Annotated in this window: 20 protein-coding genes and 1 other annotated feature; of the genes, 11 read left to right on the plus strand and 9 right to left on the minus strand. The window is 37.5% G+C overall.

The window, feature by feature from the left end; all coding sequences use genetic code 11:
• Positions 1–122 precede the first annotated feature (122 nt).
• Positions 123–1,238 carry an aminopeptidase gene (locus tag J2S74_RS11580; RefSeq protein WP_307325745.1) on the minus strand — a complete coding sequence of 372 codons (1,116 nt, stop codon included), beginning with the start codon at positions 1,236–1,238 and terminating at the stop codon, positions 123–125.
• 334 nt (positions 1,239–1,572) lie between these two features.
• Between J2S74_RS11580 and J2S74_RS11585 the strand changes: the two genes are divergently transcribed.
• From J2S74_RS11585 to ytxJ, 3 genes are read left to right on the plus strand one after another with little or no spacing between them, the layout of a single operon-like run.
• The gene (locus J2S74_RS11585) at positions 1,573–2,019 is read left to right on the plus strand and encodes a DUF948 domain-containing protein (RefSeq protein ID WP_307325748.1); all 447 of its coding nucleotides are present in this window, start codon (positions 1,573–1,575) and stop codon (positions 2,017–2,019) included.
• Positions 2,020–2,064: 45 nt separating this feature from the next.
• On the plus strand, positions 2,065–2,568 hold the full coding sequence (locus tag J2S74_RS11590; RefSeq protein WP_307325750.1) for a YtxH domain-containing protein: 504 nt from the start codon (positions 2,065–2,067) through the stop codon (positions 2,566–2,568).
• Positions 2,569–2,584: 16 nt separating this feature from the next.
• Entirely contained in the window at positions 2,585–2,917 is a 333-nt protein-coding gene (gene ytxJ / locus J2S74_RS11595) for a bacillithiol system redox-active protein YtxJ (protein WP_307325752.1), read from the plus strand.
• Positions 2,918–2,941: 24 nt separating this feature from the next.
• On the opposite strand, the gene J2S74_RS11600 is transcribed toward ytxJ, so the two are convergent.
• A complete protein-coding gene (locus J2S74_RS11600) occupies positions 2,942–3,211 on the minus strand; it encodes a hypothetical protein (RefSeq protein ID WP_307325754.1) in 270 nt (89 codons plus the stop codon).
• A gap of 452 nt (positions 3,212–3,663) precedes the next feature.
• On the opposite strand from J2S74_RS11600, the gene J2S74_RS11605 reads away from it, so the two are divergent.
• The 5 genes from J2S74_RS11605 to J2S74_RS11625 all read left to right on the plus strand — a co-directional run bounded on the left by J2S74_RS11605 (position 3,664) and on the right by J2S74_RS11625 (position 8,816).
• A complete protein-coding gene (locus J2S74_RS11605; protein ID WP_307325756.1) occupies positions 3,664–4,764 on the plus strand; it encodes a bifunctional 3-deoxy-7-phosphoheptulonate synthase/chorismate mutase in 1,101 nt (366 codons plus the stop codon).
• A 444-nt stretch (positions 4,765–5,208) separates the two neighbouring features.
• Entirely contained in the window at positions 5,209–6,225 is a 1,017-nt protein-coding gene (gene ccpA / locus J2S74_RS11610) for a catabolite control protein A (RefSeq protein ID WP_307325758.1), read from the plus strand.
• Positions 6,226–6,285: 60 nt separating this feature from the next.
• The gene (motP, locus tag J2S74_RS11615) at positions 6,286–7,095 is read left to right on the plus strand and encodes a flagellar motor protein MotP (protein WP_307325760.1); all 810 of its coding nucleotides are present in this window, start codon (positions 6,286–6,288) and stop codon (positions 7,093–7,095) included.
• Positions 7,088–7,855 carry a flagellar motor protein MotS gene (motS, locus tag J2S74_RS11620; RefSeq protein ID WP_307325762.1) on the plus strand — a complete coding sequence of 256 codons (768 nt, stop codon included), beginning with the start codon at positions 7,088–7,090 and terminating at the stop codon, positions 7,853–7,855. The genes motP and motS overlap by 8 nt, the downstream gene beginning before the upstream one ends.
• Positions 7,856–8,117: 262 nt before the next feature.
• Positions 8,118–8,816, plus strand: coding sequence for a 5'-methylthioadenosine/adenosylhomocysteine nucleosidase (locus tag J2S74_RS11625; protein ID WP_307325764.1), 699 nt, complete (start codon positions 8,118–8,120; stop codon positions 8,814–8,816).
• Positions 8,817–8,869: 53 nt separating this feature from the next.
• On the opposite strand, the gene J2S74_RS11630 is transcribed toward J2S74_RS11625, so the two are convergent.
• The 4 genes from J2S74_RS11630 to J2S74_RS11645 all read right to left on the minus strand — a co-directional run bounded on the left by J2S74_RS11630 (position 8,870) and on the right by J2S74_RS11645 (position 14,654).
• Entirely contained in the window at positions 8,870–10,036 is a 1,167-nt protein-coding gene (locus tag J2S74_RS11630) for an acetoin utilization protein AcuC (protein ID WP_307325765.1), read from the minus strand.
• Positions 10,033–10,671, minus strand: coding sequence for an acetoin utilization AcuB family protein (locus J2S74_RS11635; protein ID WP_307325767.1), 639 nt, complete (start codon positions 10,669–10,671; stop codon positions 10,033–10,035). The genes J2S74_RS11630 and J2S74_RS11635 overlap by 4 nt, the downstream gene beginning before the upstream one ends.
• A 35-nt stretch (positions 10,672–10,706) precedes the next feature.
• Positions 10,707–11,339, minus strand: coding sequence for a GNAT family N-acetyltransferase (locus tag J2S74_RS11640; RefSeq protein ID WP_307325769.1), 633 nt, complete (start codon positions 11,337–11,339; stop codon positions 10,707–10,709).
• A 294-nt stretch (positions 11,340–11,633) separates the two neighbouring features.
• Positions 11,634–14,654 (minus strand): transglycosylase domain-containing protein, encoded by a 3,021-nt coding sequence (locus tag J2S74_RS11645; RefSeq protein WP_307325770.1) that lies wholly within the window; start codon positions 14,652–14,654, stop codon positions 11,634–11,636.
• A gap of 142 nt (positions 14,655–14,796) precedes the next feature.
• Positions 14,797–15,016: a binding site (T-box leader), on the plus strand.
• A 70-nt stretch (positions 15,017–15,086) separates the two neighbouring features.
• On the opposite strand from J2S74_RS11645, the gene tyrS reads away from it, so the two are divergent.
• Positions 15,087–16,361: a tyrosine--tRNA ligase gene (tyrS, locus tag J2S74_RS11650; protein WP_307325772.1), complete on the plus strand. Its 1,275-nt coding sequence runs from the start codon at positions 15,087–15,089 to the stop codon at positions 16,359–16,361.
• 318 nt (positions 16,362–16,679) lie between these two features.
• Here tyrS and rpsD read toward each other — a convergent pair whose 3' ends face one another.
• Together rpsD and msrC are read right to left on the minus strand one after the other, a co-directional pair.
• Complete coding sequence (rpsD, locus tag J2S74_RS11655) at positions 16,680–17,282, minus strand: 30S ribosomal protein S4 (protein ID WP_307325774.1); 603 nt, start codon at positions 17,280–17,282, stop codon at positions 16,680–16,682.
• A gap of 507 nt (positions 17,283–17,789) precedes the next feature.
• The gene (gene msrC, locus J2S74_RS11660; RefSeq protein WP_307325776.1) at positions 17,790–18,269 is read right to left on the minus strand and encodes a free L-methionine (R)-S-oxide reductase MsrC; all 480 of its coding nucleotides are present in this window, start codon (positions 18,267–18,269) and stop codon (positions 17,790–17,792) included.
• Positions 18,270–18,425: 156 nt separating this feature from the next.
• On the opposite strand from msrC, the gene refZ reads away from it, so the two are divergent.
• Positions 18,426–19,043, plus strand: a complete 618-nt coding sequence (gene refZ / locus J2S74_RS11665) for a forespore capture DNA-binding protein RefZ (protein ID WP_307325778.1) — start codon at positions 18,426–18,428, stop codon at positions 19,041–19,043.
• Here the strand turns inward: refZ and hisJ are convergent.
• Positions 19,033–19,845 (minus strand): histidinol-phosphatase HisJ, encoded by an 813-nt coding sequence (gene hisJ / locus J2S74_RS11670; protein WP_307325780.1) that lies wholly within the window; start codon positions 19,843–19,845, stop codon positions 19,033–19,035. The two genes, refZ and hisJ, sit on opposite strands and share 11 nt — an antisense overlap.
• 225 nt (positions 19,846–20,070) lie before the next feature.
• On the opposite strand from hisJ, the gene ezrA reads away from it, so the two are divergent.
• A complete protein-coding gene (gene ezrA / locus J2S74_RS11675) occupies positions 20,071–21,768 on the plus strand; it encodes a septation ring formation regulator EzrA (RefSeq protein ID WP_307325782.1) in 1,698 nt (565 codons plus the stop codon).
• Positions 21,769–21,823 lie beyond the last annotated feature (55 nt).

The raw sequence follows: 21,823 nt of genomic DNA on the forward strand, positions 1-21,823 counted from the left end.
GCGAAAGACGTAATTGTTCCACCTGTAGTTTATCCAAGCCACATATATAACGAAAAACAACAATCTTTAAGAAAACAGCCTTAATAAAAAACTGACTCAATAGAATGAGTCAGTTTTTTTACTTATTTTAAGTTTTCTGGATTTAACGGCTTCAAATCCTCCGTAACAAACCGTCCATTTTCACGAATTAATTCCCCATCGAAATAAATATTCCCTCCGCCATATTCTTGGCGTTGAATATTTACAATATCCCAGTGTACTGCAGAATCATTCCCGTTATAGGCATTTTCATAAGCTTGTCCGGGTGTGAAGTGGAAGCTCCCATCGATCTTTTCATCGAATAGAATATCTTGCATTGGGTGCAGGATATATGGGTTAACCCCAATAGCAAATTCACCAATGTATCTGGCTCCCTCATCCGTGTCCAGGATCGCATTGATTTTTTCTTCGTTGTTAGAAGTGGCTTTCACGATTTTTCCGTTTTCAAAAGTGAATTGAATATTTTCAAATGTAAAACCCTGGTATGGAGAAGCGGTATTGTAAGTAATGGTACCATTTACAGAATCTCTTACAGGTGCAGTGTAAACTTCTCCATCGGGGATGTTTAATCTACCTGCACATTTTATAGCCGGAATGTCCTTAATGGAAAAAGTTAAATCTGTACCTTCACCAGTGAGGCGGACTTCCTCTGTATTGTTCATGCGCTTCACTAGGGCATCCATCGCCTTGTCCATTTTGCTGTAGTCCAAGTTACAAACATTGAAATAGAAGTCCTCAAATCCTGCGGTACTCATTTTGGCTAGCTGTGCCATAGAGGAGGTTGGGTAACGTAAAACAACCCATTTTGTTTTTGGAACGCGAATTTCCCTATGTACTTTTGTACCCACTGTTTTTTGATGTAAAGCCATTTGGGCATCTGGTACATCTGATAACTCATTAATGTTATCCCCTGCTCGCAAACCAATGTAGGCATCCATCTCTTTCATCACATATGCTTCAAAATCTGCTGTAAGCTCCTGCTGCTCTTGAGATGCTCCCATAAGTAAAGCGCGGTTTACCTCGTGCTCTTTTAGGGAAACAAAAGGATGAGCCCCTGCTTTGTATGCTTCTTCTACTAGAGCGTTGACTAGTTCTTTTTGTACACCAAAGTTTTCAATAAGAATTTTTTCACCCTTTTGCAGGTTGCAAGAATAGTTAATAAGATTATTGGCTAATGTTTGAATACGAGGATCTCTCATTTCTTTACTTCCTCCTTAAAAATAATTGGCTGTTTTCGTAAACTTTGTTGCTTTTTTTAAGCTTGGAGAAGTGTCCGCCTGTAGCATATCCAAGAAAAAAATATTTTTAATAAACAACAATCTTTTAGAAAACTTAATTATTATTTTACACATTTCTTTTCAAAGAAACCAGCAAGGTTGTTACTGAAAAAGTATTCCTAAGAAAGGAATAATCTAAAATATTGTAGAATGTTGTTTTATAAGCTAGCTTGTTATACTATTAACATTTAATTGTTTTTGAAGAAAATGAAGGAAAGAGTTAAAATAGGGTAGAGGATAGGAGGTGTGCTCATTCATGGAGAATTTATTATACGTGAGTGTAGCCATTGTAGCTGTTGCTTTTGCAGTTTTAGTGTATTATTTAATTAAAACATTAATTGCTATGAGAATAACATTAGATAATGTTTCATCTACTGTTGAAGGATTACAACAGCAAGTGGATACGATTACAAAGGAGTCTACAGAGTTATTACATAAGACCAATCTTTTAGCAGATGATATTCAACGTAAGTCCGATTCCCTTAATTCTATATTTTCAGCTGCAAAGGATTTAGGAGAATCGGTACAACGAATTAATTATTCTGTGAAACGTGTTTCAGAAGCCGTATCCAAAAAAGCAGACGAGCAATCGGAGCAGGTTGCACAAGCTGTTAAATGGGGAAATGTTGCACTTCAGTTTTGGGAAAAGTGGCAAGCCAAAAAAGACGAACGTAACAAAAAAGAAAATAGTGAATCTTTTTAATTTAATCTTATATTAATTACTATTAGATAAAAGGAGGAAATAGCGATGAGTGAACAAAATCAAACTAACGAAAAAGACGGAATGAACACAAAAGATTTCATAATTGGAACATTTATAGGTGGATTAATAGGTGCCTCTGCCGCCCTCCTTCTAGCTCCAAAGCCAGGAAAGGAATTAAGGCAGGATATTAATGAACAAGCAAAGGTTGCAAGGGAAAGAACAGCAGACTGGACTTCACAAGCAATGGAAAGGGGGAATCAATTTGCCTCTACAGCTCGGGAAAGTACAACAAGCTTTGCTAGAAGTGTATCAGATCAATCTACCACCTTACTAGATAAAGTAAAGGACTTAGCAAGGTCTGTTCGTAGAGATATGGAGGAACTAACAGAGTCTGCCGATAATTTAACAGATGACCTGGATGGTATAAGTGAAGAAATCGCTGCCTCTGTAAAAAAAGAAGTGGAGGATCTTCAAAGATCCGTTGAGGAATTAGTTAGAGAAGTGGAATTAAAGGAAAAGATGAATAACGAATTGATAAACAAAGAATAGAGAGGAAAGACAGGAAATGAGCTTAAAAAAAATATCATCATCCTATGAATTTAAAGAAATTGTGAAGTCTGAAGGGAAGTTCTTTTTCTTAAAAAATAGTACTACCTGTCCCATTAGTCATGAGGCGTTTAACCAAACGGAAGCTTATTCCCAAGAAAATGAAGGGGTACCAGTTTTTTATTTGAATGTACAGGAAGCAAGGCCATTATCAAATGAAATTTCAGAAGAGTATGGTGTAAAGCATGAGTCTCCTCAAATATTATTATTTGAAGGAGAAAAAGTATTATGGCATGATTCTCATTGGAATGTGACAAAGAAAAAGTTAGGAGAAGTATGGTCAACTAACTAATAAATGAAACAGAAAAACTTGTTTTTAAATGGGACTTACCAAAAGGAGAAAAACCATTGGTAAGTCCCATTCTTCTATAAGTCTTTTAGACAGCCGTATTCGTCTATATTTCCAACCAATGAAGGGCGAGATTATCTCCTTAATTGCAGAGGGTTCCCATTTCTTTAATATGTCCTTTAAAAGTGTAGGCTTTCTCGTTACTGAATAAGTTAAAGTATCACCAGAATGGATGGGGTAATTCATATGGGCAGGATTTCCATTTAGTAGTAGAACTTCTGTTGAATTTTTTGACATATTCATTTCTTCCCCATTTATATAAATGATTAGTTTGGACGGAGTTTCTTCTTGGTTTATTTGCTTTAGTACTTCATAGCATAGAACGTTCTGTATGTTCCTGACGTATGATATATACAACATGGTACCCAGTATCTGTTTTACGCAGTATAAGCCCAACAATTGGGCGAGTACCAATGTATAAAGCAAAAATGTGCTGTGGATGCTGTAACATTTCCAAACACTTCTTCAACTTTCAATCAGTTAATATTATACATGGTAGTTGATGCTATTGGTTGAAAAATGTATATTTATATCAAAGGATGTTTTATTTTAGATGAAAATACTTTAACGCTTAAAAGCGTTTAATTATTAAAGAAAGTTCGTGACATTCTTTGTTTATTCGTATATAATAGTCCATAATTAACAAGATAACTATATTGGACTGAGATGCAAGGAGAGGAGTTTTAATAATGGGTAATGAACAACTAGAAGAGTTGAGAAATCAATTGGATAAGGTAAACTTACAATTGATGGAGCTGATTAACGAGCGTGCAAGCCTCGTTAAGGAGATTGGAAGAGTGAAGAGTGCACAAGGTCTAAATCGTTTCGATCCTGTTCGGGAGCGTAAAATGCTGGACTTAATTGCGGAAAATAATAAGGGGCCGTTTGAAACATCAACTCTTCAGCATATTTTCAAACAAATTTTTAAAGCTGGCTTGGAGTTACAAGAAGACGACCATAGTAAAGCACTTTTAGTATCTAGAAAGAAACACCCAGATAATACGATTGTTACAATTAAGAAAGAAGCTGTAGGCGACGGTAAACAGCGACTAATTGCAGGACCATGTTCTGTGGAAAGCTACGAGCAAGTAGAAGAAGTGGCAAAAGCACTAAAGGCAGAAGGCATTAAATTTTTACGTGGAGGGGCTTTTAAACCGAGAACTTCCCCTTATGATTTCCAAGGTTTAGGTGAAGAAGGCCTAAAAATATTAAAAGATGTTGCCCGTAAGTATGATTTAGCTGTCATTAGTGAAATTGTAAGTCCCCAGCATATTGAAATGGCATTAGATTATGTTGATGTTATTCAAATTGGCGCACGAAACATGCAAAACTTTGAATTACTAAAAGCAGCAGGTAGCGTAGATAAGCCAGTATTATTGAAGCGTGGGTTAGCAGCAACAATAGAAGAATTTGTTAATGCAGCGGAGTATATCCATTCTAAAGGAAATGGAAATATTATGCTTTGTGAGCGTGGTATCCGAACGTATGAGAAAGCTACAAGAAATACGTTAGATATATCTGCAGTTCCAATTTTAAAGCAAGAAACACATCTTCCTGTATGGGTAGACGTAACTCATTCTACTGGCCGTAGAGATCTGTTACTGCCTACAGCGAAAGCGGCTCTTGCTATTGGTGCAGATGGTGTTATGGCAGAGGTTCATCCAGATCCTGCAGTTGCCCTTTCAGACTCGGCACAGCAAATGGATATTCCTCAATTTAAGGAATTCGTATCTAACCTCATTGAGTCCGGTTTATACAAGAGGGAAAAAGAACCGGTTCAGCAAAAATAGTACTATGGCATGTGTTCTTTCAATTAAAAAGACACATGCCTTTTTAATTGTTTAGGAATTATATTTTTTCTGAATGTGGATAACAGTAGCTGAATAATCGTCTAGCTTCATGCGCCATCGGCTCGAGAAAATTTCTGCCCAAATAAAAAGCAAAAAGCGCTTTTTATCGGTCAGAGCATTTTCCGTTCGAATGCTGCTTCGATAGGCAGGCGCATTGCGCTTTTATTCTTTTTCTCTTTTTTACGTATAGTGGGAAGAATAAGAACAATCCTAATGAGTCAACATAAAGAAGAGTTAAAAAATTTTTTCAAATAAACTTAAGGTTGGGAGAAATATGTCGATATATATTACATAGAAATTGATTCCCTCCTTAAAGTGTCGTATTATAGCATTAAATTATGAAAGTATGAAAGCCAAATGGTGGAAATCGAGGAGGATATTAGAATGAATATTACGATTTATGATGTGGCAAGGGAAGCTGGAGTTTCTATGGCTACAGTCTCCCGTGTTGTAAACGGGAACCCAAATGTGAAGCCAACAACAAGAAAGAGAGTGCTAGAAGCAATTGAACGATTAGGATACCGTCCCAACGCTGTAGCGAGAGGACTAGCTAGTAAACGGACAACAACCGTAGGGGTTATTATACCTGATATATCAAGCATCTTTTTCGCTGAATTAGCAAGGGGAATTGAAGATATTGCTACAATGTATAAATACAATATTATTTTATGTAATTCAGACCAGAACAAGGATAAGGAAATTCATTTAATAAATACTCTCCTAGAAAAACAAGTGGATGGGATCGTATTTATGGGTGGTGAAATAACAAATGAACATGTGGAAACATTTAAGAAGTCTCCAGTTCCTATTGTATTATCAGCTACTATTGACCCTAAAAAGGAATTTCCTTCCGTAAATATCGATTATGAACAAGCAGCGTATGATGCTATAAAATCATTCATCGATAGAGGGCATAAGAAGATTGCAATGCTATCGGGAACGTTAGAAGATCCGATTAATGGATATTTAAAGTTTGCTGGATATAAACGAGCATTGGAAGATGGTAATCTTCCATTGAACGAAGATTATATTGTTATTGGGGATTATACGTATGATTCGGGACTAGAAGCAATGGAAACGTTACTTAGTTTAGAGGACAAGCCTACTGCTATTTTTGCATCCACTGATGAGATGGCACTTGGTGTTATACATGGGGCACAGGATGCTGGATATGACGTCCCGAGTGATTTTGAAGTAATCGGCTTTGATAATACCCGATTATCTACAATGGTTCGACCTACATTAACCACAGTAGTACAACCAATGTATGATTTAGGAGCAGTTTCCATGCGTTTATTAACTAAATATATGAATAAAGAAGAAGTAACAGAAAATGTTGTTGTATTACCTCATAGGATCGAGTTTAGACATTCAACAATTGAGGAGCAAGTTAAGGTTTAAAAAATAAGATAGAGATAGAGAAAAAGACAGAGGTTAACTTGCAAGGTTAGGGAGAGGATTATGAAAAAAATAGACTTATTAACACCAGTAGGCATATTTATAGGGCTGACAGCGATTCTGTTAGCTATATTTACTAGCACCGTTGGTTCCGGTGGGATAGGTTTCTTCTTCCAATGGACTTCTGTTTTTATTGTTTTAGGAGGTCTGTCTGCAGCCATACTGATCAATTTTAGTTTAGAGGATATTAAGGGTCTTCCAAGAGTTTTTAGAGAAGCCTTCCAATCACAAAATCATGATTTAAATGACTTAATAGATACCTTTGTAAACCTGTCTACAAAGGCGAGAAGGGAAGGCTTACTTGCCTTAGAGGCAGGTTTAGAGGAAGTGGAAGATCCTTTTATCGAAAAGGGAGTATTATTAGCAGTTGATGGTATCGAGCCTGATATTATAAAGGATATTATGATGGCTGAAGTAGTTGCTATGGAAGAAAGGCATCGAAAGGGTCGATATATTCTTGAGAAAGCAGGGGAATATGCTCCTGCATGGGGAATGATTGGAACCTTAATTGGATTAGTTCTCATGTTGCAAAATCTAAATGATCCATCATCCTTGGGTCCAAACATGGCTGTCGCCTTATTGACTACTTTATATGGAACTTTATTAGCTAATTTGGTATTCGTTCCTATTGCTAATAAGCTGGCCCTAAGTACAGAAGAAGAAGTATTTGTAAAGCAAATTGCAGTAGAAGGTGTCATTGGTGTTCAGTCCGGGCAAAATCCAAAAATACTGCAAGAGAAGTTGAGTGCCTTTTTACCTAATCATGTGAAGACGGAGAAAGATCAGGTGGAAGAGGAGCTTATCAATGATTAGAAGACGTAAACAAACAAACTCGGATAGGGGAGCACCTAAATGGATGGTTACCTTTTCAGATTTAATGACATTAATACTTGTGTTTTTTGTACTTCTTTTCTCTATGTCTGTAGTTGATGGAAATAAGTTTCGTGCAATTGCTGAATCTTTTCAAGATAGATCAGTCTTTGAATTTTATCCTTCTATTATACCATTTGACAATCCTGCTGAGGACAGGGATTTAAGGGAGGATCCCTTTGAAAATGAAGTGGATCCTTTTGAAAATTTTATCGATATGGATAGTGATGATTTGGACAATCAACTGGATGAATTGTTAATGGAAGTTCTGGAGTTTTTGGAAAATAATAACTTGACAGAGTTTATTTCAGCCTCTAGGGATGATAGGGGAGTGGTCCTTGTATTGCAAGAGCAAGTTTTATTCGAAACAGCTCGAGCAGAAATAATTTCAGGAGCAGAACCTTTTTTAGAAAAGGTTGGAACCCTTTTGGAGAGTATCCCAAATAAAGTTATGGTAGAAGGACATACGGATAGTCGACCTATCAATACATTTCAATTTCCTTCTAATTGGGAGCTTTCAGGAGCAAGGGCTAGCAGTGTTATTCGATTTTTACTTAAAACCAGTGATGAATTAGACCCATCAAGGTTTGTATCGGTAGGTTATGGAGAAACTAGACCCATAGCCCCTAATACAACAGAAGAGAATCTTCAGAAAAATCGAAGGGTTGTTATTGTTATTTCAGATCCATTAAATGAACAGTAATAAATTATATTTCCGGGGGAATTTCTCCGGTTTTTATTATGTAAAAGGCTGTTTTCGATAAACTTTTTTAAAAAAAGCTTGGAGAAGCAAAAGGTGGCGACTCTAGCGACGAGCATTTACTAACGAGTATGCTTCGAGTAATCGCAGACGCAGGACGTGGGCGACCTTTAGGAGTAATTGGTCCGCCTTAGCATATCCAAGCAATATATATGCTTAAAACAATAATCTATGTGAAAAGAGCTTTTAAAAAAGAGGTGGAAAAGTGAAATATGGAATAATTGGTGCAATGAAGGAAGAAGTGGTGTTTTTTAAAGACTCAGTAGAGGACATTAATGAAATAAAAAAGGGCCTTCTGACTTTCTTTACAGGCTATTGGTACGGACATGAAGTGGTTATTTGTCAAAGTGGTGTAGGTAAAGTAAATGCCGCAATGTGTGCACAGATAATAATTGACCTTTTTGATGTGGATAAAATCATTTTCACAGGAGTTGCCGGTGGAGTTGAGGAAGAGCTTAATGTAGAAGATGTTGTAATATCTACTGAGTGTCAAGAGCATGACATTGATGCAAGCCCGCTAGGTTTTAACAGGGGGATAATTCCGATGCATGAAGGAACATCCGTATTTCCTGCTGATGAAGAATTAGTGGAAAAAGCATATAAAGGAGCTTCCTTTGTACTGGAAGGAGCATCAAAAGTTATAAAGGGTAAAATTATTAGTGGCGATAAATTTATTGCAGATAAAATGGAAGTAACTGCACTACAAGGTTTATTTCAACCGGCCTGTGTGGAAATGGAAGGGGCAGCAGTTGCTCATGTCTGTCATTTTAATGGAGTACCCTTTGTCGTTATCCGCTCTATTTCAGATAAAGCGAACGGAGAGGCTCCTGCAAGCTTTGACTCATTTGTAGAAAAGGTAGCCATAACTTCTTCCAAAATTGTGGAACAAATTTTAAAAGGATAAATGGAGAGAGGAGGTGTCCAAAGGTAGGCGAACAACCTTTGGGTACATCCTCCTTACTTTCTTCTTCTTTCTTTAATAGATTTTAATGCACTTTGTAATGTTCGTTCATTTTTTCTTTTTATTTCGTTTCTACGGGGAATGACAGGGCAAATAGAATCTTCATCATACCAGCTTGTTGGAAGTGTTTCTTTACTTTCACTTTGCCAACGGCTTATCCAACTTTCAGGTATTGGTTCTTTTAGGATTGACGTTTGTTCTGTCATTTCAAGCCATAAGGCTGACCATGCCCGAGGGACGACTCTCCAAATATCATATCCCCCCCCTCCAACGGCAATCCAGCGACCATCACAATATTCATGCGCTAATTCGTGAGCTAATTTAGGTATCTCAAAAAACATTTTTGTTGTTCCGCATAAATGGGTAAGTGGATCGAAGCAATGGGCATCTGCACCATTTTGTGTAATAATGACATCTGGTTTGAAAAATTTGGTTACTTCCCGAAATATTTTTTCATAGGCATATAAAAAAGAGTTATCCTCTGTAAATGCCTCTAAAGGAACATTAAAGGAGTAGCCATATCCATCTCCAGTTCCCCGTTCATTTACACTTCCTGTTCCAGGGAATAGAAACCTACCACTTTCGTGAAGAGAAATAGTACATACTTCAGGGTCATCATAAAAAGCCCATTGTACTCCATCACCATGATGAGCATCCGTGTCTATATAGAGTACACGGGCTTGATATTTACGACGCATATATTCAATTGCAATGGAACTATCGTTATACACACAAAAACCGGAAGCCTTTCCACGAAACCCGTGATGCAAACCTCCACCAAGATTTAAGGCATGTTTAAATCCATGTTCGAAAACTAGGTCCACAGCAGAAAGAGTTCCCCCAACAAGCCATGCTGCTGCCTCGTGCATATCAGGAAAAACAGGGGTATCTTCGGTACCAATACCGTACTTTGTGGCAAAGGAAGCTGTTGTTTTTCCAGCACTGGCATCTTTCACAGCACGAATATAATCCTCGTCATGGATTAAAAGAAGTTCGGAATCCGTTGCCATGCGTGCAGGAAGGATAGTATTAGTGTCCAAAGCATTTACTTTTTCAAGTAAATCTATTGTTAAGATAAGGCGTTTTTGATTAAAGGGATGGTGTTCACTAAATTTATATTTAAGCTGTTCTGGTGAAAAGATAAATCCAGCTTCATTCATCATATTTTCATCTCCAAATCAGGCCAAAGGACTTTATAACCAATATTCTTAATGGATTGAGTCAAAGGACGAAGGTTCATTGTTTGTAATCTAAAAACAAGAATTTTTTTGTCCAACTCCTTTCCAGGATATACTAGTACACTTTGTATATTTATATTATGTTTTTTTATAAGTGACGCAACCTCTGATAACATTCCACTTTCATTTGGTACTTCGATTTCTAAACGTGATGAAGGCATATCTGCTCCTGTAAGTTTTACGAGGGTTTTTAAGAGATCAGTATCTGTAATAATACCAATTAACTGTCCATTATCTTCAATAGGAAGGCAGCTAATTTGATGTTCCATCATTGTATTTGCTGCTTCTTCTACAAAGTCAAATGGAAGTGCCGTTATAACATTTTTGTTCATAATTTCATTAACAGGGCGATCCAATAGTTCATATCGCCAATCTTCCAATATGGATGGACTCGCCTTTCTTATATCTCTGTCTGAAAGGATACCTATTATTTCCATTTCTTTGTTTACTACTGGTAGATGACGTATTCGATGATGTTCCATTTTATCAAATGCCTCTTTTATACTTGTAGCTTCATCGATGAAAATAACATCTTTAATCATAATATCTTGTACCATCATGGCTACCACGCCTCCGTCCTATAGACTTTACTATTTTAAAACATATATTTATGCTTAAATCGTACTCGGTTGAATTCATGAACGGCATCTGCTGTAACGCGACTTCCAATTCGAGCCATTAAGCAGTTAGCGGGGTGAGAGCATATTTCAGGGTCATCTGTTGCATACCATTCTAATCCCCCTGATTTCATAACCTTTTCCATAACGTCTCTATACTCCCAAATGGAAAGGCCGGTTCCTCGAAGGTCCCAGTGCCAATAATATTCTGTTGTAATTACAATATAATCCTCCATAGCGTCATCCATCATGGCTACTTTAAGTAAGTGTTGAGCAAGTCCATGGCCTCTGTAGTTAGATGAGATTTCAATTGCGCCTAATTCGATTAAATTATCTAATTCCACCTCTGACCACCGCTCTAGTGGGTCAGGGTATAGAAAAATGGCATAGCCAACAATAACATTCTCTTCTCTTGCAATTATAATTCTGTTTTCAGGTAAATCAGAAACCTTTACTAAAGCCTCATATTGCTGCTTAGCAGGTCGAAAAGCGATAAGGCCACTATCAAAGTCATAATTGAGGACAGCATCCTTTGTAACAGGCCCTTCGATGACAAAGGCTCTATCATTTTGGTTTAACTCCAACGAATGATAGGTTTTTTTATGTTCCATCAAAATTGTCACCCTTCATAAAATCTTCTTTTCTTCACTATATCATAAACAAAAAAGGAACAAAGAAAATGACAGGAAAATTCACAAAAATATAAAAGAAGAGGGAGATACAAAAGGTTGAATTTTACCTTTTGTATCTCCCTCTATGTATTTGCGTAGCCGTCGCAATCTTTATAAAGCCCACTACGAGTGCTTTTCTCGTAGTGGGCGAGCGACGAGCGAAGCAAATACATTACTATATTGTTACACAAAAGCCTCTTGCGTACAACAAGCCATTACATACGTCTATATTTCTTAAAACCTTACCGGAAATGCTTTTATAACTGCGGCCCAAATCCATCGGAATGCATTGGTGGTGTCATCGTTTTCGTCACCATTACCATTTTCGTTTCCATTCCCATTCCCGTTTCCGTTTCTATTTCCGTTATTACCATTGCCATTACCATTATTGTCTCCATTTCCATCATCTTCATCGTCATCTTCATCTTCCTGGTTTCTTCTTTCCTCTTCCTCTTGCCTTCTTCTTTCTTCTTCTTCTTGTCTCTGCCTTTCTTCTTCCTCGGCTACTGGATCAATGTATTCACCGATAATTACTTGTTCGCTAGGAGCAGACTCTCTTCCGGCAACATCCACCGCAGTAACGTAATAAGCTCCTTCATTTCCTGAATAGGAGTAATATTCATCCCATCTAACACTGTCCACTAGAGTAAAATCTACACCTTGCTCAGGTGAATAGTAAACACGGTAGCCAATGATATCTTTTTCGTGATGTTCATTCCATGAAATGGAATTATTTGACGCAGTTAAAGATGTAAGCTGATCAGGAGTTTTTCCGTTATCAGGAGCATCAATATCTGGAATTAAAGCATCCCAATTATTCGGAAGAAATTCCATAATATCAACGTCTTCACCGAAATCGAAATATTCTTCTTTTACTGAGATACCAGCCTTAGTAAATTCTGACGGGGTGGAATCAAGAGCCTTAAAGTAATCCCCGTCGACACGGACGTAATTGACCCTTTCTAAACTATCATCAATTTCCGTTGGAACAAATCTGGAATTAAACAAATCTGTGGTAACTAGTCCGGCTTCACGGCAAAGATCTGAAGGGAGCTTTCCAGAAATACCGCAAATAGATTGTCGAACAATACCTCCTGGTGACTCAAAGCGATGAGAAGGTGCCATTAAATCTGGATTAACTTCATAGGCGGCATTTGCAAGTGCTGCCCATAGCCTTTGTGTTCGTTGCCCATAGGTTAACCCCTGGTAGTTTTGCTCAACTCTCAACCTTGTATCATCATACCCTATCCATACTCCTAAAGAAACATTAGGGTTAAATGCAACAAACCATGAATCTACAAAGTCGTTTGATGTACCAGTTTTCCCTGCCCAATCGGCTGAGAAATTTAATAATGATGGAATTCCCGTAGCAGTACCTGGGGAACGGTATATGACGTCCCTCATCATATCTATCATTAAATAATTGGTCTGTGGTGATAATACTTCATTTGTTTCCGATTCGTGTTCAAAAATAACTTCTCCGTTAGAGGTTTCTATTCTTTCTATCATGTAGCTTTCAATATAATGACCTTCGTTAGCGAAAACAGAGTAGGCATTTGTCGTTGCCTCTACTGTCAGGTTTAAGGTTCCTAAAGCTGTAGCCTCGTGTGGGAAACTAGAATCATCGGGGAAAAAGCTTTCCAATCCGAAGTTCCCTAATGTTGAACGCCTAACATCGTGTGGGATTTTAGCTGCTTCCCTAACTGCAGGGATATTTCTTGAACGCTGCAGTGCCTCACGTGCCGTCATAAAGCCTAAGTGTCTGCGGTCAAAGTTATTTACAGGTGTACCATCACTGTAGGAATGAGGAATATCAGGTGTAATTGTTCCAGGTTGTATAATCCCTGTTTCAAATCCTATAGCATAGGTGAGTAATGGTTTCATAGTGGACCCTATATGACGATCGGCAACAGTAGCATGGTTATACTGCTGAATGTCGTAGTCCCTCCCTGGAACAAAGCTTAAAATCCTACCTGTGGAGTTTTCAATGAGAACAGAACCCGCTTCCTCGATATAAATTTTATCCACTTCTTCCCCTTGTTCATCTGTTACCCTTCTAGTTTTATTTGGTCCAAAGTGTTGAAACTCCTGAACCACCCTTACGTGGGCATCATATATTTCTTTGTCTACGGTTGTGTAAATTCGGTAACCATTTCGTTGAAGTGCACGAGCTGCTTCTTCTCTATATCTTGTTTCTAGCAGTCTTCTTTGATTTTCATCTTCAATTTCATCTAAGTCAACCCCAGCTTCTTCCATTAGAACTTTCGCTATTATTTCCCGTGCACGACGACGAACTTCATCTGTAATGAAAGGATAGTCTTCAATACTGCTGCTTTGAGGTCCAATGAAATCTTCAGTAATATCATAGGCAGAAGCATCTCGGTGCTCCTCCTCTGTAATCATTCCAGCAGAAAGCATACGATTTAAAACAGTTTGCATTCTATTTAGACCAGGATCCAGATTATCTTTCACTACAACTTCCCCATCTCTGCGGATAAACGGAGTATAAGCAAAGGGACTTTGTGGTAAACCTGCGATAAACGCTGCTTGTGGTAGATTTAAATCCTTAGCATTTACTCCAAAAATTCCTTGTGCAGCCGCTTGTACACCAGCGATCTGTGTACCAGATGAGTTACGACCAAAAGGAACTACATTTAGGTAAGCTTCTAGAATTTCCTCTTTATCAAAAAAGTGCTCTAGCCTTAGTGCAAGGAGAATTTCTACTGCTTTACGGTCATGGGTTACCTCGCTAGTAAGTATTTGGTTCTTAATTAACTGTTGTGTTAGTGTACTTCCACCTGTTTGCATTGCTGCATTGGAAAAATCTTGATAAACAGCCCTTAATAGTGCTTTTGGAACAATTCCTTGATGTTCAAAAAAGTACTCATCTTCTGTAGCAATAACTGCATCAATCACGTATTGTGAAATCTCGTCCAATGAAACTTCTCGACGTTCTAAAGGACTAGGGAGGTCACCTAAATAAATCTCGTTTGCAAAGTATATTTCTGTGGCCTCTTCATAATCATATATGTCCCGTTTCATGTCTTCATAGCTTCGAACTGGTTCATCCACAACTAAGGATGCAAAGTATCCAGCCCCTGCTCCTCCCACGAAAAAAATAAACATTAACGTGAGCGTTGCAAATATTAAAAATAAATTCCAAACTACTTGTGATGTAATGCGAATACCTTTAAAAATAAATAACGTTTCTTTCCGTTCGAATATTTTATTAAAAGAAAAACGATGATTGCTCATAACAAATACCTCCTAAAAAGTCATGATAATTATAGCATAAATAAAGGTATGTTTAGTAGAAAACTTAATAGAAATCATGAAGGGAGTTGACAATATGGCTTGTCATATGATAAATATTTAACATCAAGAAAGTTTTACATTAATACAGACGTTGAAGAGGATCAACAAGTTTCCGTCTCCCTGTCACAGAGAATCGGTGGTTGCTGCAAACCGTACAAAGGCGTAAACGAATTACAACCTTGGAGTTTTCTTTGAAAAAAAGAACGTAGATGAGGCGTTAACTCTATTTGAGTGGGAAGCTTTGTGATTTTTGTTAACGATGCTTTCAATCAGGGTGGTAACGCGATTAACTCGTCCCTATTTTTAGGGAGGAGTTTTTTTAGTTACTGGAGATTTTTTCAATATGTACAATTTAAAAGGAGAGATAACAAAATGACATTACTAGAAGATTTGCAATTTCGCGGTCTAGTGAATCAAATGACAGATGAAGAAGGCTTAACGGAACTATTAGAAAAGGAATCAGTAACTTTATACTGTGGATTCGATCCAACAGGAGACAGCCTCCATATCGGACATTTACTTACGATTTTGATGTTACGCCGCTTCCAATTAGCTGGACATAAGCCATTAGCCCTAGTAGGTGGAGCCACTGGACTAATTGGTGACCCAAGTGGTAAAAAAGCAGAAAGAACGTTGAATGAACAAGGTGTTGTCGAAGAGTTTAGTAATAAAATTAAAGGTCAGCTTTCCCGTTTCCTTGATTTTGGAGGAGAGGATGGAGCTAAGCTTGTAAACAACTATGATTGGATCGGATCCATGTCCGTCATTGACTTTTTAAGAGATGTTGGTAAAAACTTTGGTTTAAACTACATGCTAGCTAAGGATTCTGTAGAATCAAGAATAGCTTCTGGAATCTCATTTACTGAGTTTAGCTACATGATTTTACAGTCCTATGATTTTTACCAGCTATTCAAGGAAGAGAACTGCAAACTGCAAATCGGAGGGAGCGACCAGTGGGGGAACATTACGGCAGGTTTAGAGCTTATTAGAAAAATGTCCGGGCAAGAAGATGATGAGCGAGCCAAGGCATTTGGTTTCACTATTCCTTTAGTGACGAAATCTGATGGAACAAAGTTTGGGAAGACTGAGGGAGGAGCAATTTGGCTTGATCCCGAAAAAACATCTCCTTACGAGTTCTATCAATTCCTTATTAATACGGAAGACCAAGATGTGGTGAAATTCTTAAAGTACTTTACGTTCCTATCTAAAGAAGAAATTGAAGCATTGGAAGTGGAAGTTCAGGAGCGTCCTCACGAGCGAGCTGCACAAAAACGTTTAGCCGAGGAGTTAACAAAATTTGTTCACGGTGAAGCAGCCTTAAAGCAAGCGGAGAAAATTAGTACAGCTTTATTTGGTGGCGGAGACTTAAAGCAATTAACTGCAGCTGAAGTCTTACAAGGGTTTAAAGATGTTCCATCCCATACTGTGAATGATTCTGAAATTGGGTTAGTGGATTTATTAGTGGAAGCAGGCATTTCTCCTTCTAAGCGCCAGGCTAGGGAAGATATTAAAAATGGAGCTGTTTACATTAATGGTGATCGCTGCCAAGAGATGGACAAAGTGATGGAGCACGAAGATAAAATTGACGGTCAGTTTACAATTATTCGACGCGGGAAAAAGAAATTTTATTTGGTGCGATACGAGTAGGAGTTGTATAGAAGCATAGAGAGGCGCGAACTTTAAGCGTAAAGCCGAGTTCGCGTTTTCTTTAGGCGTTGTTGAAACGTGAAAAGTCAGAATAAAGGTTAGCTCGCGTAACAAAGAGCGTTGTTGAAACGCGAAAAATAAGAAGCAAGGTTAGTTCGCGTTACAAAAAGCTGTATAGAAGCGCGAAAACGAGTTAACAAGTGAATTGGCGTAAGCAAGATGACTAGATTCACAATGCAGATTCCTGAGTTAGTTTTAAAAAAAACAACACTCCAAGTACCAAAAGCACTGGAATGCTGTTTATTCAATCTACTATTATTATCTTGAGTAGAACTCAACGATTAACTGCTCAGCGATTTCAGCTGGTAGCTCAGAACGCTCTGGAAGACGAGTATACGTACCTTCTAAAGCGTCAGCGTTGAAGTCAAGGTATGCAGGAACGAAGTCGTTTACTTCTGTTGCATCTTTAACAATATCAAGGTTACGAGATTTTTCACGTAGTCCAATAACTTGTCCTGGTGCTACTCTGTAAGATGGAATGTCTACACGTTGTCCATCTACAGTAACGTGTCCATGGTTTACAAGTTGACGAGCTTGACGACGAGTACGAGCAAGTCCTAAACGGTAAACTAGGTTATCTAAGCGAGACTCAAGAAGAATCATGAAGTTCTCACCATGGATACCTTTTAATTTACCAGCTTGGTCAAATAATTTACGGAATTGACGCTCGTTCATTCCGTACATGTGACGAAGCTTTTGCTTCTCTTGAAGTTGTTGTCCGTATTCAGATACTTTCTTACGTTGGTTCGGTCCGTGTTCCCCCGGTCCGTAAGGGCGTTTTTGAAGCTCTTTTCCAGTTCCGCTTAAAGAAATTCCTAAGCGACGGGAAAGCTTCCAACTTGGTCCAGTATATCGAGCCATTATTAGCTCCTCCTTTTATTTAAAAAATTAGTGAAAATAAATAACAGTGGTAATCTCACTCATAAGTCATTTTACTTTCATGCACCTTCGCCTCGACAGCTAGAGGTTACGCGGTACACCTCGTTTTTTAGCAGAGAGATGACTCTGCGGCGAAAACCACAACGCCAGCACTTAATATAGTGCTATCAAACGGGAATAAAATGAACAATATGAAGCTTACCTTGGCTGTCTTATTTGCACAAATTACAGTGTATAATTTTTGAGGTTAGAAGTCAAGAAAATAAAAAAAATAAATTGAAATTTTATTTTTAATTGATTAACAGAAAGGAACATTTTTGTTATACCATATAGATAGGTCAGATATGAAGTTTACATAATTTAAGAAATAGAAATAACATTACCTTTATTTTGGAATTGGGGGAAGTAGGGGAAAATGATGATAAAAAACGTTTGTCAATGGTGTTCTAACCATTGACAAACCGTAGAAATGAATTATTCCTATGTTTCCTAAAGGAAACGTACCAATGTATTCACAAATAACTCAAGGCCCTTTTGATCCTCCTCGGAAAAGCGATCCTTTAAAGGACTATCAATATCCAGTACACCTAATAGTTGATCATTTTTTATCATTGGTACTACAATTTCCGAATTAGATGCAGCATCACAGGCAATATGTCCTGGGAATTCATGAACATCTTTCACACGTAGGGTTTTTCTTTCGTTGGCTGAAGTACCGCAAACTCCCTTACCGTTTGGGATACGGACACAGGCTGGCAGTCCTTGAAATGGTCCGAGGACAAGTTCATTATTTTTCCATAAGTAAAATCCAACCCAATTGACATCATCTAAAAAATAGTTTAATAATGCAGATGCATTACTTAAGTGTGAGATATGGTCAGTTTCTCCTTCTAGGAGAGCCTCTAACTGCTTACTTAATGTTTCATACTGTTCAGGTAACGTTCCAGTATAATTTTTTGTTTGAAACATAGTGTAACCCCCTTTGCTGTGTTTTGAAAAGTATACCATATCCTTAGTTTGTGGGGGAAATAATTTCTTTCTTGTAGATGGGAACGGAAGTAATCATTTCATCAATATGTTTGAATGTAAAAGGGTGGTGAGTGCTAAATGGGCAAGAAGGCATCAATGGAAAAGGTAATAAAGGCAGCTATAGAGTTATTTAATGTACAAGGTTATTCAGGAACATCTGTGAGAGATATTGCCAGGCATGCAGAGTGTAATGTGGCTCTTATCTCCTATTATTTTGGGAGTAAACAGGGTTTGCTGGAAGAATTGATTACAGGCTTCCTTGAAGGGTATGTAGAAGAAATAGAAAGACAAGTCTATAGGGTGGAAAATAAAGAAGATACAGCATATGATTGTCTATTGAATGCCATTTGGGATGTTATGGTTTATCAGCAAAACAAGCATCATCTTGCCCGTTTTGTTCACCGTGAAATAACTTTAGACACAACTTTAGTCAGGGAACTGATGACAACCTATTTAGCAAAGGAAAAACATTTATTCCAAACAATTCTACAATTAGGCTATGAGAAGGGTGAAATGCATACCCTTCCCAGTGAATATTTTGTACTGCAATTAAGGGGGATGTTAACGTTGCCCTTTCTTCACCCACAGTATATTCGTGAGGTTTACCATTTAATGCCACATGAAAATAATTTTCTCGATGAATACTTCTCTGAACTGGCAAATTGGGTTGCCACCCATTTTAAAGATTCTATAACTAATAGTGTTAATAATTAATGAGGTTATAAAATTCCTCAAGGCCTTCTCCCAATTGTTCAGCAGAATGTGCATCTGACCCATAAACTAGAGGGATGCCAATGGATGCTGCCATTTTCACCCATTCTAGTGGAGGGTAAAATTCCCTGCAAAGTGGTTTGAGGAGGCCAGCACCATTAATATCAAGGGTGAGTCCCCGATCATTTACAGAATTCAGGGTGTTTATTATATAATGACTATCATCAAAAGAGCGTGGGAAACGCCTTTGAAACTTTCGGACAAGGGTAATATGTCCTATTCTATTCGGTTTATATTTACCTAAATTAGAAGTAATGGATAATTCAATTGTTCGATAATACTTCTCATACACTCCTTCAAGGGTAGAATATTCATCGATTAAGCTTTCAAAGGCGGAAGGAGAATAATCTAAACATATATATCGATTGGCACGAGAACACTTTAGAAAATGAACTGAAAGTATTGCATCATCCAGTTCATGTCCCCATTTATTTAAAAGTTGTTCTGTTTCTTCTTCGAAACCTTCAATAAAATCAATTTCTAGACCGACATTAATTTTTATTATTTTTTCATATTTTACTTGCAGCTCTTTTACTGCTTGGAAATAAAATTCTAGCTGTTCCAAAGACATAGCACTGTCCATTTGCGGTACGGGGTCCTTAAATCCTTTTGGCAATGGAGCATGCTCTGTAAAGGTCATTTCGTTATAGCCTAAATGAATGGCCTTCTTTATATATTTTTCAAAAGGGTCTGTTGTGCCGTGGGGACAATAGGGGCTATGGATATGACCATCTTTTATGTACATCGTTAACACTCCATTTTTTATATTTAAGATTTATTAGGGATAAAAAAAAGGGTGGAAAATGATAAAAAAAGATATATTTTGTAAATAATTACGTCATTTTGTATGTTAAAATGTAAGAAGTAATTTTATTCATTATACAGTCTGCTTGATAACTTTGTCGAAGTTTATAATTTGAATGCTAAAAAATACATATACGGATTTAGTTGGAATGGAGGCCTCATGTTTATGTTTATCGTTTATGGATTAATTGTCTTAGTAATAGTCATTGTTATTTATGGGGCATGGTCGAGGAGAAGTATTTATAAAGAAGTGGATAAACTAGAGAGTAAGAAAATTCAGCTTATGAATGAACCTGTAACGGAGGAACTCTCTAAAATTAAGGGACTTAAAATGTCTGGAGAGACAGAAGAACGTTTTGAGGAATGGAGGTCAGCTTGGGATGAAATTGTAACAGTGCAGCTTCCTAACATAGAAGAAAAATTATTTGATATAGAAGAATTGGCCAATAAATATCGTTTTAATAAGGCAAAACGTGTTGCAAGGTTCGTTGACGATGAACTTAAAAAAATTAAAGATCACCTTCATGAAATGGTTGCAGAAGTAGATCAGTTGGTGCAAAGTGAAGAACAAAATCGTCAAGATATTCATTCTGTAAAAGATCTCTTCCAAGAAACAAAGAAAAAGCTATGGGCTCAAAAAGGAACTCTAGGAAATACCGGTACTTCCATCGAAAGGAGATTGAAGAGTGCTCAAGAGAAGTTTCATTCCTTTGATGAGGAAACAGAAAAGGGTAACTATCTTCAGGCAAGGGAAATTTTATTTCATCTACAAGAAGAACTAAAGTATTTAAATGAAATGATGGAAAAAACCCCTCAATACCTAGTACTGATTGATAAAGAATTGCCAAAACAAATAGAAGATTTAAACAAAGGATTATTGGAAATGGAACAAAATGGGTATAACTTGGAGCACTTTTCTTTTAAATGGCAGACTGCTGAAATGAAAAGAAGACTGCTGGCAATCCTCCCTTTAGTTGAAAATTTGAAACTGAATGAAGCTGTTGAACCAATCGAATTTATCCAAAAGGAAATTGATGATATATACGAGAAATTAGAACAAGAGGTAATTTCAAGACAACAGGTGGAGAAGGAGCTTCCACATCTTCAAGGTCGGATGGAAATTTTGCCAAATGAATATCAAGAGCTCCGTGTAGATACAGAAATGGTAAAAATGAGCTACCGAATTTCCGAAGAAGAAGATCGGAAACAATTAAAGCTGGATAAAGGATTAAAAGATTTGACAAATCAATATGCAGTTATTTTAGATACAGTTCAAGAACAAAAGCAATCTTATACAGCCCTTAGAGAAGTTCTTCAAGATTTCCAAGGAAAACTTAGGCAAGTTGAAAAGGAAATGGAAGAAGCCCGTGAACGGTTAAATCACCTGCGAAGAGACGAGAGAACAGCGGAGGAAACACTTCTACAGCTGAAGGAAAAACTTCTATTCGGTCATAAGAAATTAAAGAAAAGTAATCTTCCAGGTGTACCAGAAGCTTTGTTGTTGGAATTAGATGAAGCGGAAAGGGCATTGTATCTTGCATCCGAAAAGTTAAACGAGCTTCCTTTAGCTATAGAGGAAGTAATGATTAAGGTTGACGAGGCTAAAGAGCATGTTGAGCAATGTATTGAAAAGCTATTGAAGGTCATTGAAGAAGCTTCACTAGCTGAAAGGGTAATACAGTACGGAAATCGATACCGAAGACAAAATGATCAGTTAAATATCCAGTTACTTCAAGCAGAAGACTACTTTAGACATTATGAGTATGAGGAAGCACTGGAAAAAGCACTTATGGCAATCGAACCAATAGACCCAGACGTATTGGAAAAGGTATCAAACTATCAAAGTCCTCAAACAACAAGCTAAAAATTGGGTGTCTTTGGAGGGTGAGTCAAAAGGTTAAAAAACACCTTTTGACTCA

The sequence above is a fragment of the Evansella vedderi genome (assembly GCF_030813435.1).
Lineage (GTDB): Bacteria > Bacillota > Bacilli > Bacillales > Salisediminibacteriaceae > Evansella > Evansella vedderi.

What these genes read in the sequence shown, in the direction of transcription:
- J2S74_RS11580 (WP_307325745.1), bottom strand. Translation starts at nt 1,238, where the DNA reads ATGAGAGATCCTCGTATTCAAACATTAGCCAATAATCTTATTAACTAT.
- J2S74_RS11585 (WP_307325748.1), top strand. Translation starts at nt 1,573, where the DNA reads ATGGAGAATTTATTATACGTGAGTGTAGCCATTGTAGCTGTTGCTTTT.
- J2S74_RS11590 (WP_307325750.1), top strand. Translation starts at nt 2,065, where the DNA reads ATGAGTGAACAAAATCAAACTAACGAAAAAGACGGAATGAACACAAAA.
- ytxJ (WP_307325752.1), top strand. Translation starts at nt 2,585, where the DNA reads ATGAGCTTAAAAAAAATATCATCATCCTATGAATTTAAAGAAATTGTG.
- J2S74_RS11600 (WP_307325754.1), bottom strand. Translation starts at nt 3,211, where the DNA reads ATGTCAAAAAATTCAACAGAAGTTCTACTACTAAATGGAAATCCTGCC.
- J2S74_RS11605 (WP_307325756.1), top strand. Translation starts at nt 3,664, where the DNA reads ATGGGTAATGAACAACTAGAAGAGTTGAGAAATCAATTGGATAAGGTA.
- ccpA (WP_307325758.1), top strand. Translation starts at nt 5,209, where the DNA reads ATGAATATTACGATTTATGATGTGGCAAGGGAAGCTGGAGTTTCTATG.
- motP (WP_307325760.1), top strand. Translation starts at nt 6,286, where the DNA reads ATGAAAAAAATAGACTTATTAACACCAGTAGGCATATTTATAGGGCTG.
- motS (WP_307325762.1), top strand. Translation starts at nt 7,088, where the DNA reads ATGATTAGAAGACGTAAACAAACAAACTCGGATAGGGGAGCACCTAAA.
- J2S74_RS11630 (WP_307325765.1), bottom strand. Translation starts at nt 10,036, where the DNA reads ATGATGAATGAAGCTGGATTTATCTTTTCACCAGAACAGCTTAAATAT.
- J2S74_RS11635 (WP_307325767.1), bottom strand. Translation starts at nt 10,671, where the DNA reads ATGATGGTACAAGATATTATGATTAAAGATGTTATTTTCATCGATGAA.
- J2S74_RS11640 (WP_307325769.1), bottom strand. Translation starts at nt 11,339, where the DNA reads ATGGAACATAAAAAAACCTATCATTCGTTGGAGTTAAACCAAAATGAT.
- J2S74_RS11645 (WP_307325770.1), bottom strand. Translation starts at nt 14,654, where the DNA reads ATGAGCAATCATCGTTTTTCTTTTAATAAAATATTCGAACGGAAAGAA.
- tyrS (WP_307325772.1), top strand. Translation starts at nt 15,087, where the DNA reads ATGACATTACTAGAAGATTTGCAATTTCGCGGTCTAGTGAATCAAATG.
- rpsD (WP_307325774.1), bottom strand. Translation starts at nt 17,282, where the DNA reads ATGGCTCGATATACTGGACCAAGTTGGAAGCTTTCCCGTCGCTTAGGA.
- msrC (WP_307325776.1), bottom strand. Translation starts at nt 18,269, where the DNA reads ATGTTTCAAACAAAAAATTATACTGGAACGTTACCTGAACAGTATGAA.
- refZ (WP_307325778.1), top strand. Translation starts at nt 18,426, where the DNA reads ATGGAAAAGGTAATAAAGGCAGCTATAGAGTTATTTAATGTACAAGGT.
- hisJ (WP_307325780.1), bottom strand. Translation starts at nt 19,845, where the DNA reads ATGTACATAAAAGATGGTCATATCCATAGCCCCTATTGTCCCCACGGC.
- ezrA (WP_307325782.1), top strand. Translation starts at nt 20,071, where the DNA reads ATGTTTATCGTTTATGGATTAATTGTCTTAGTAATAGTCATTGTTATT.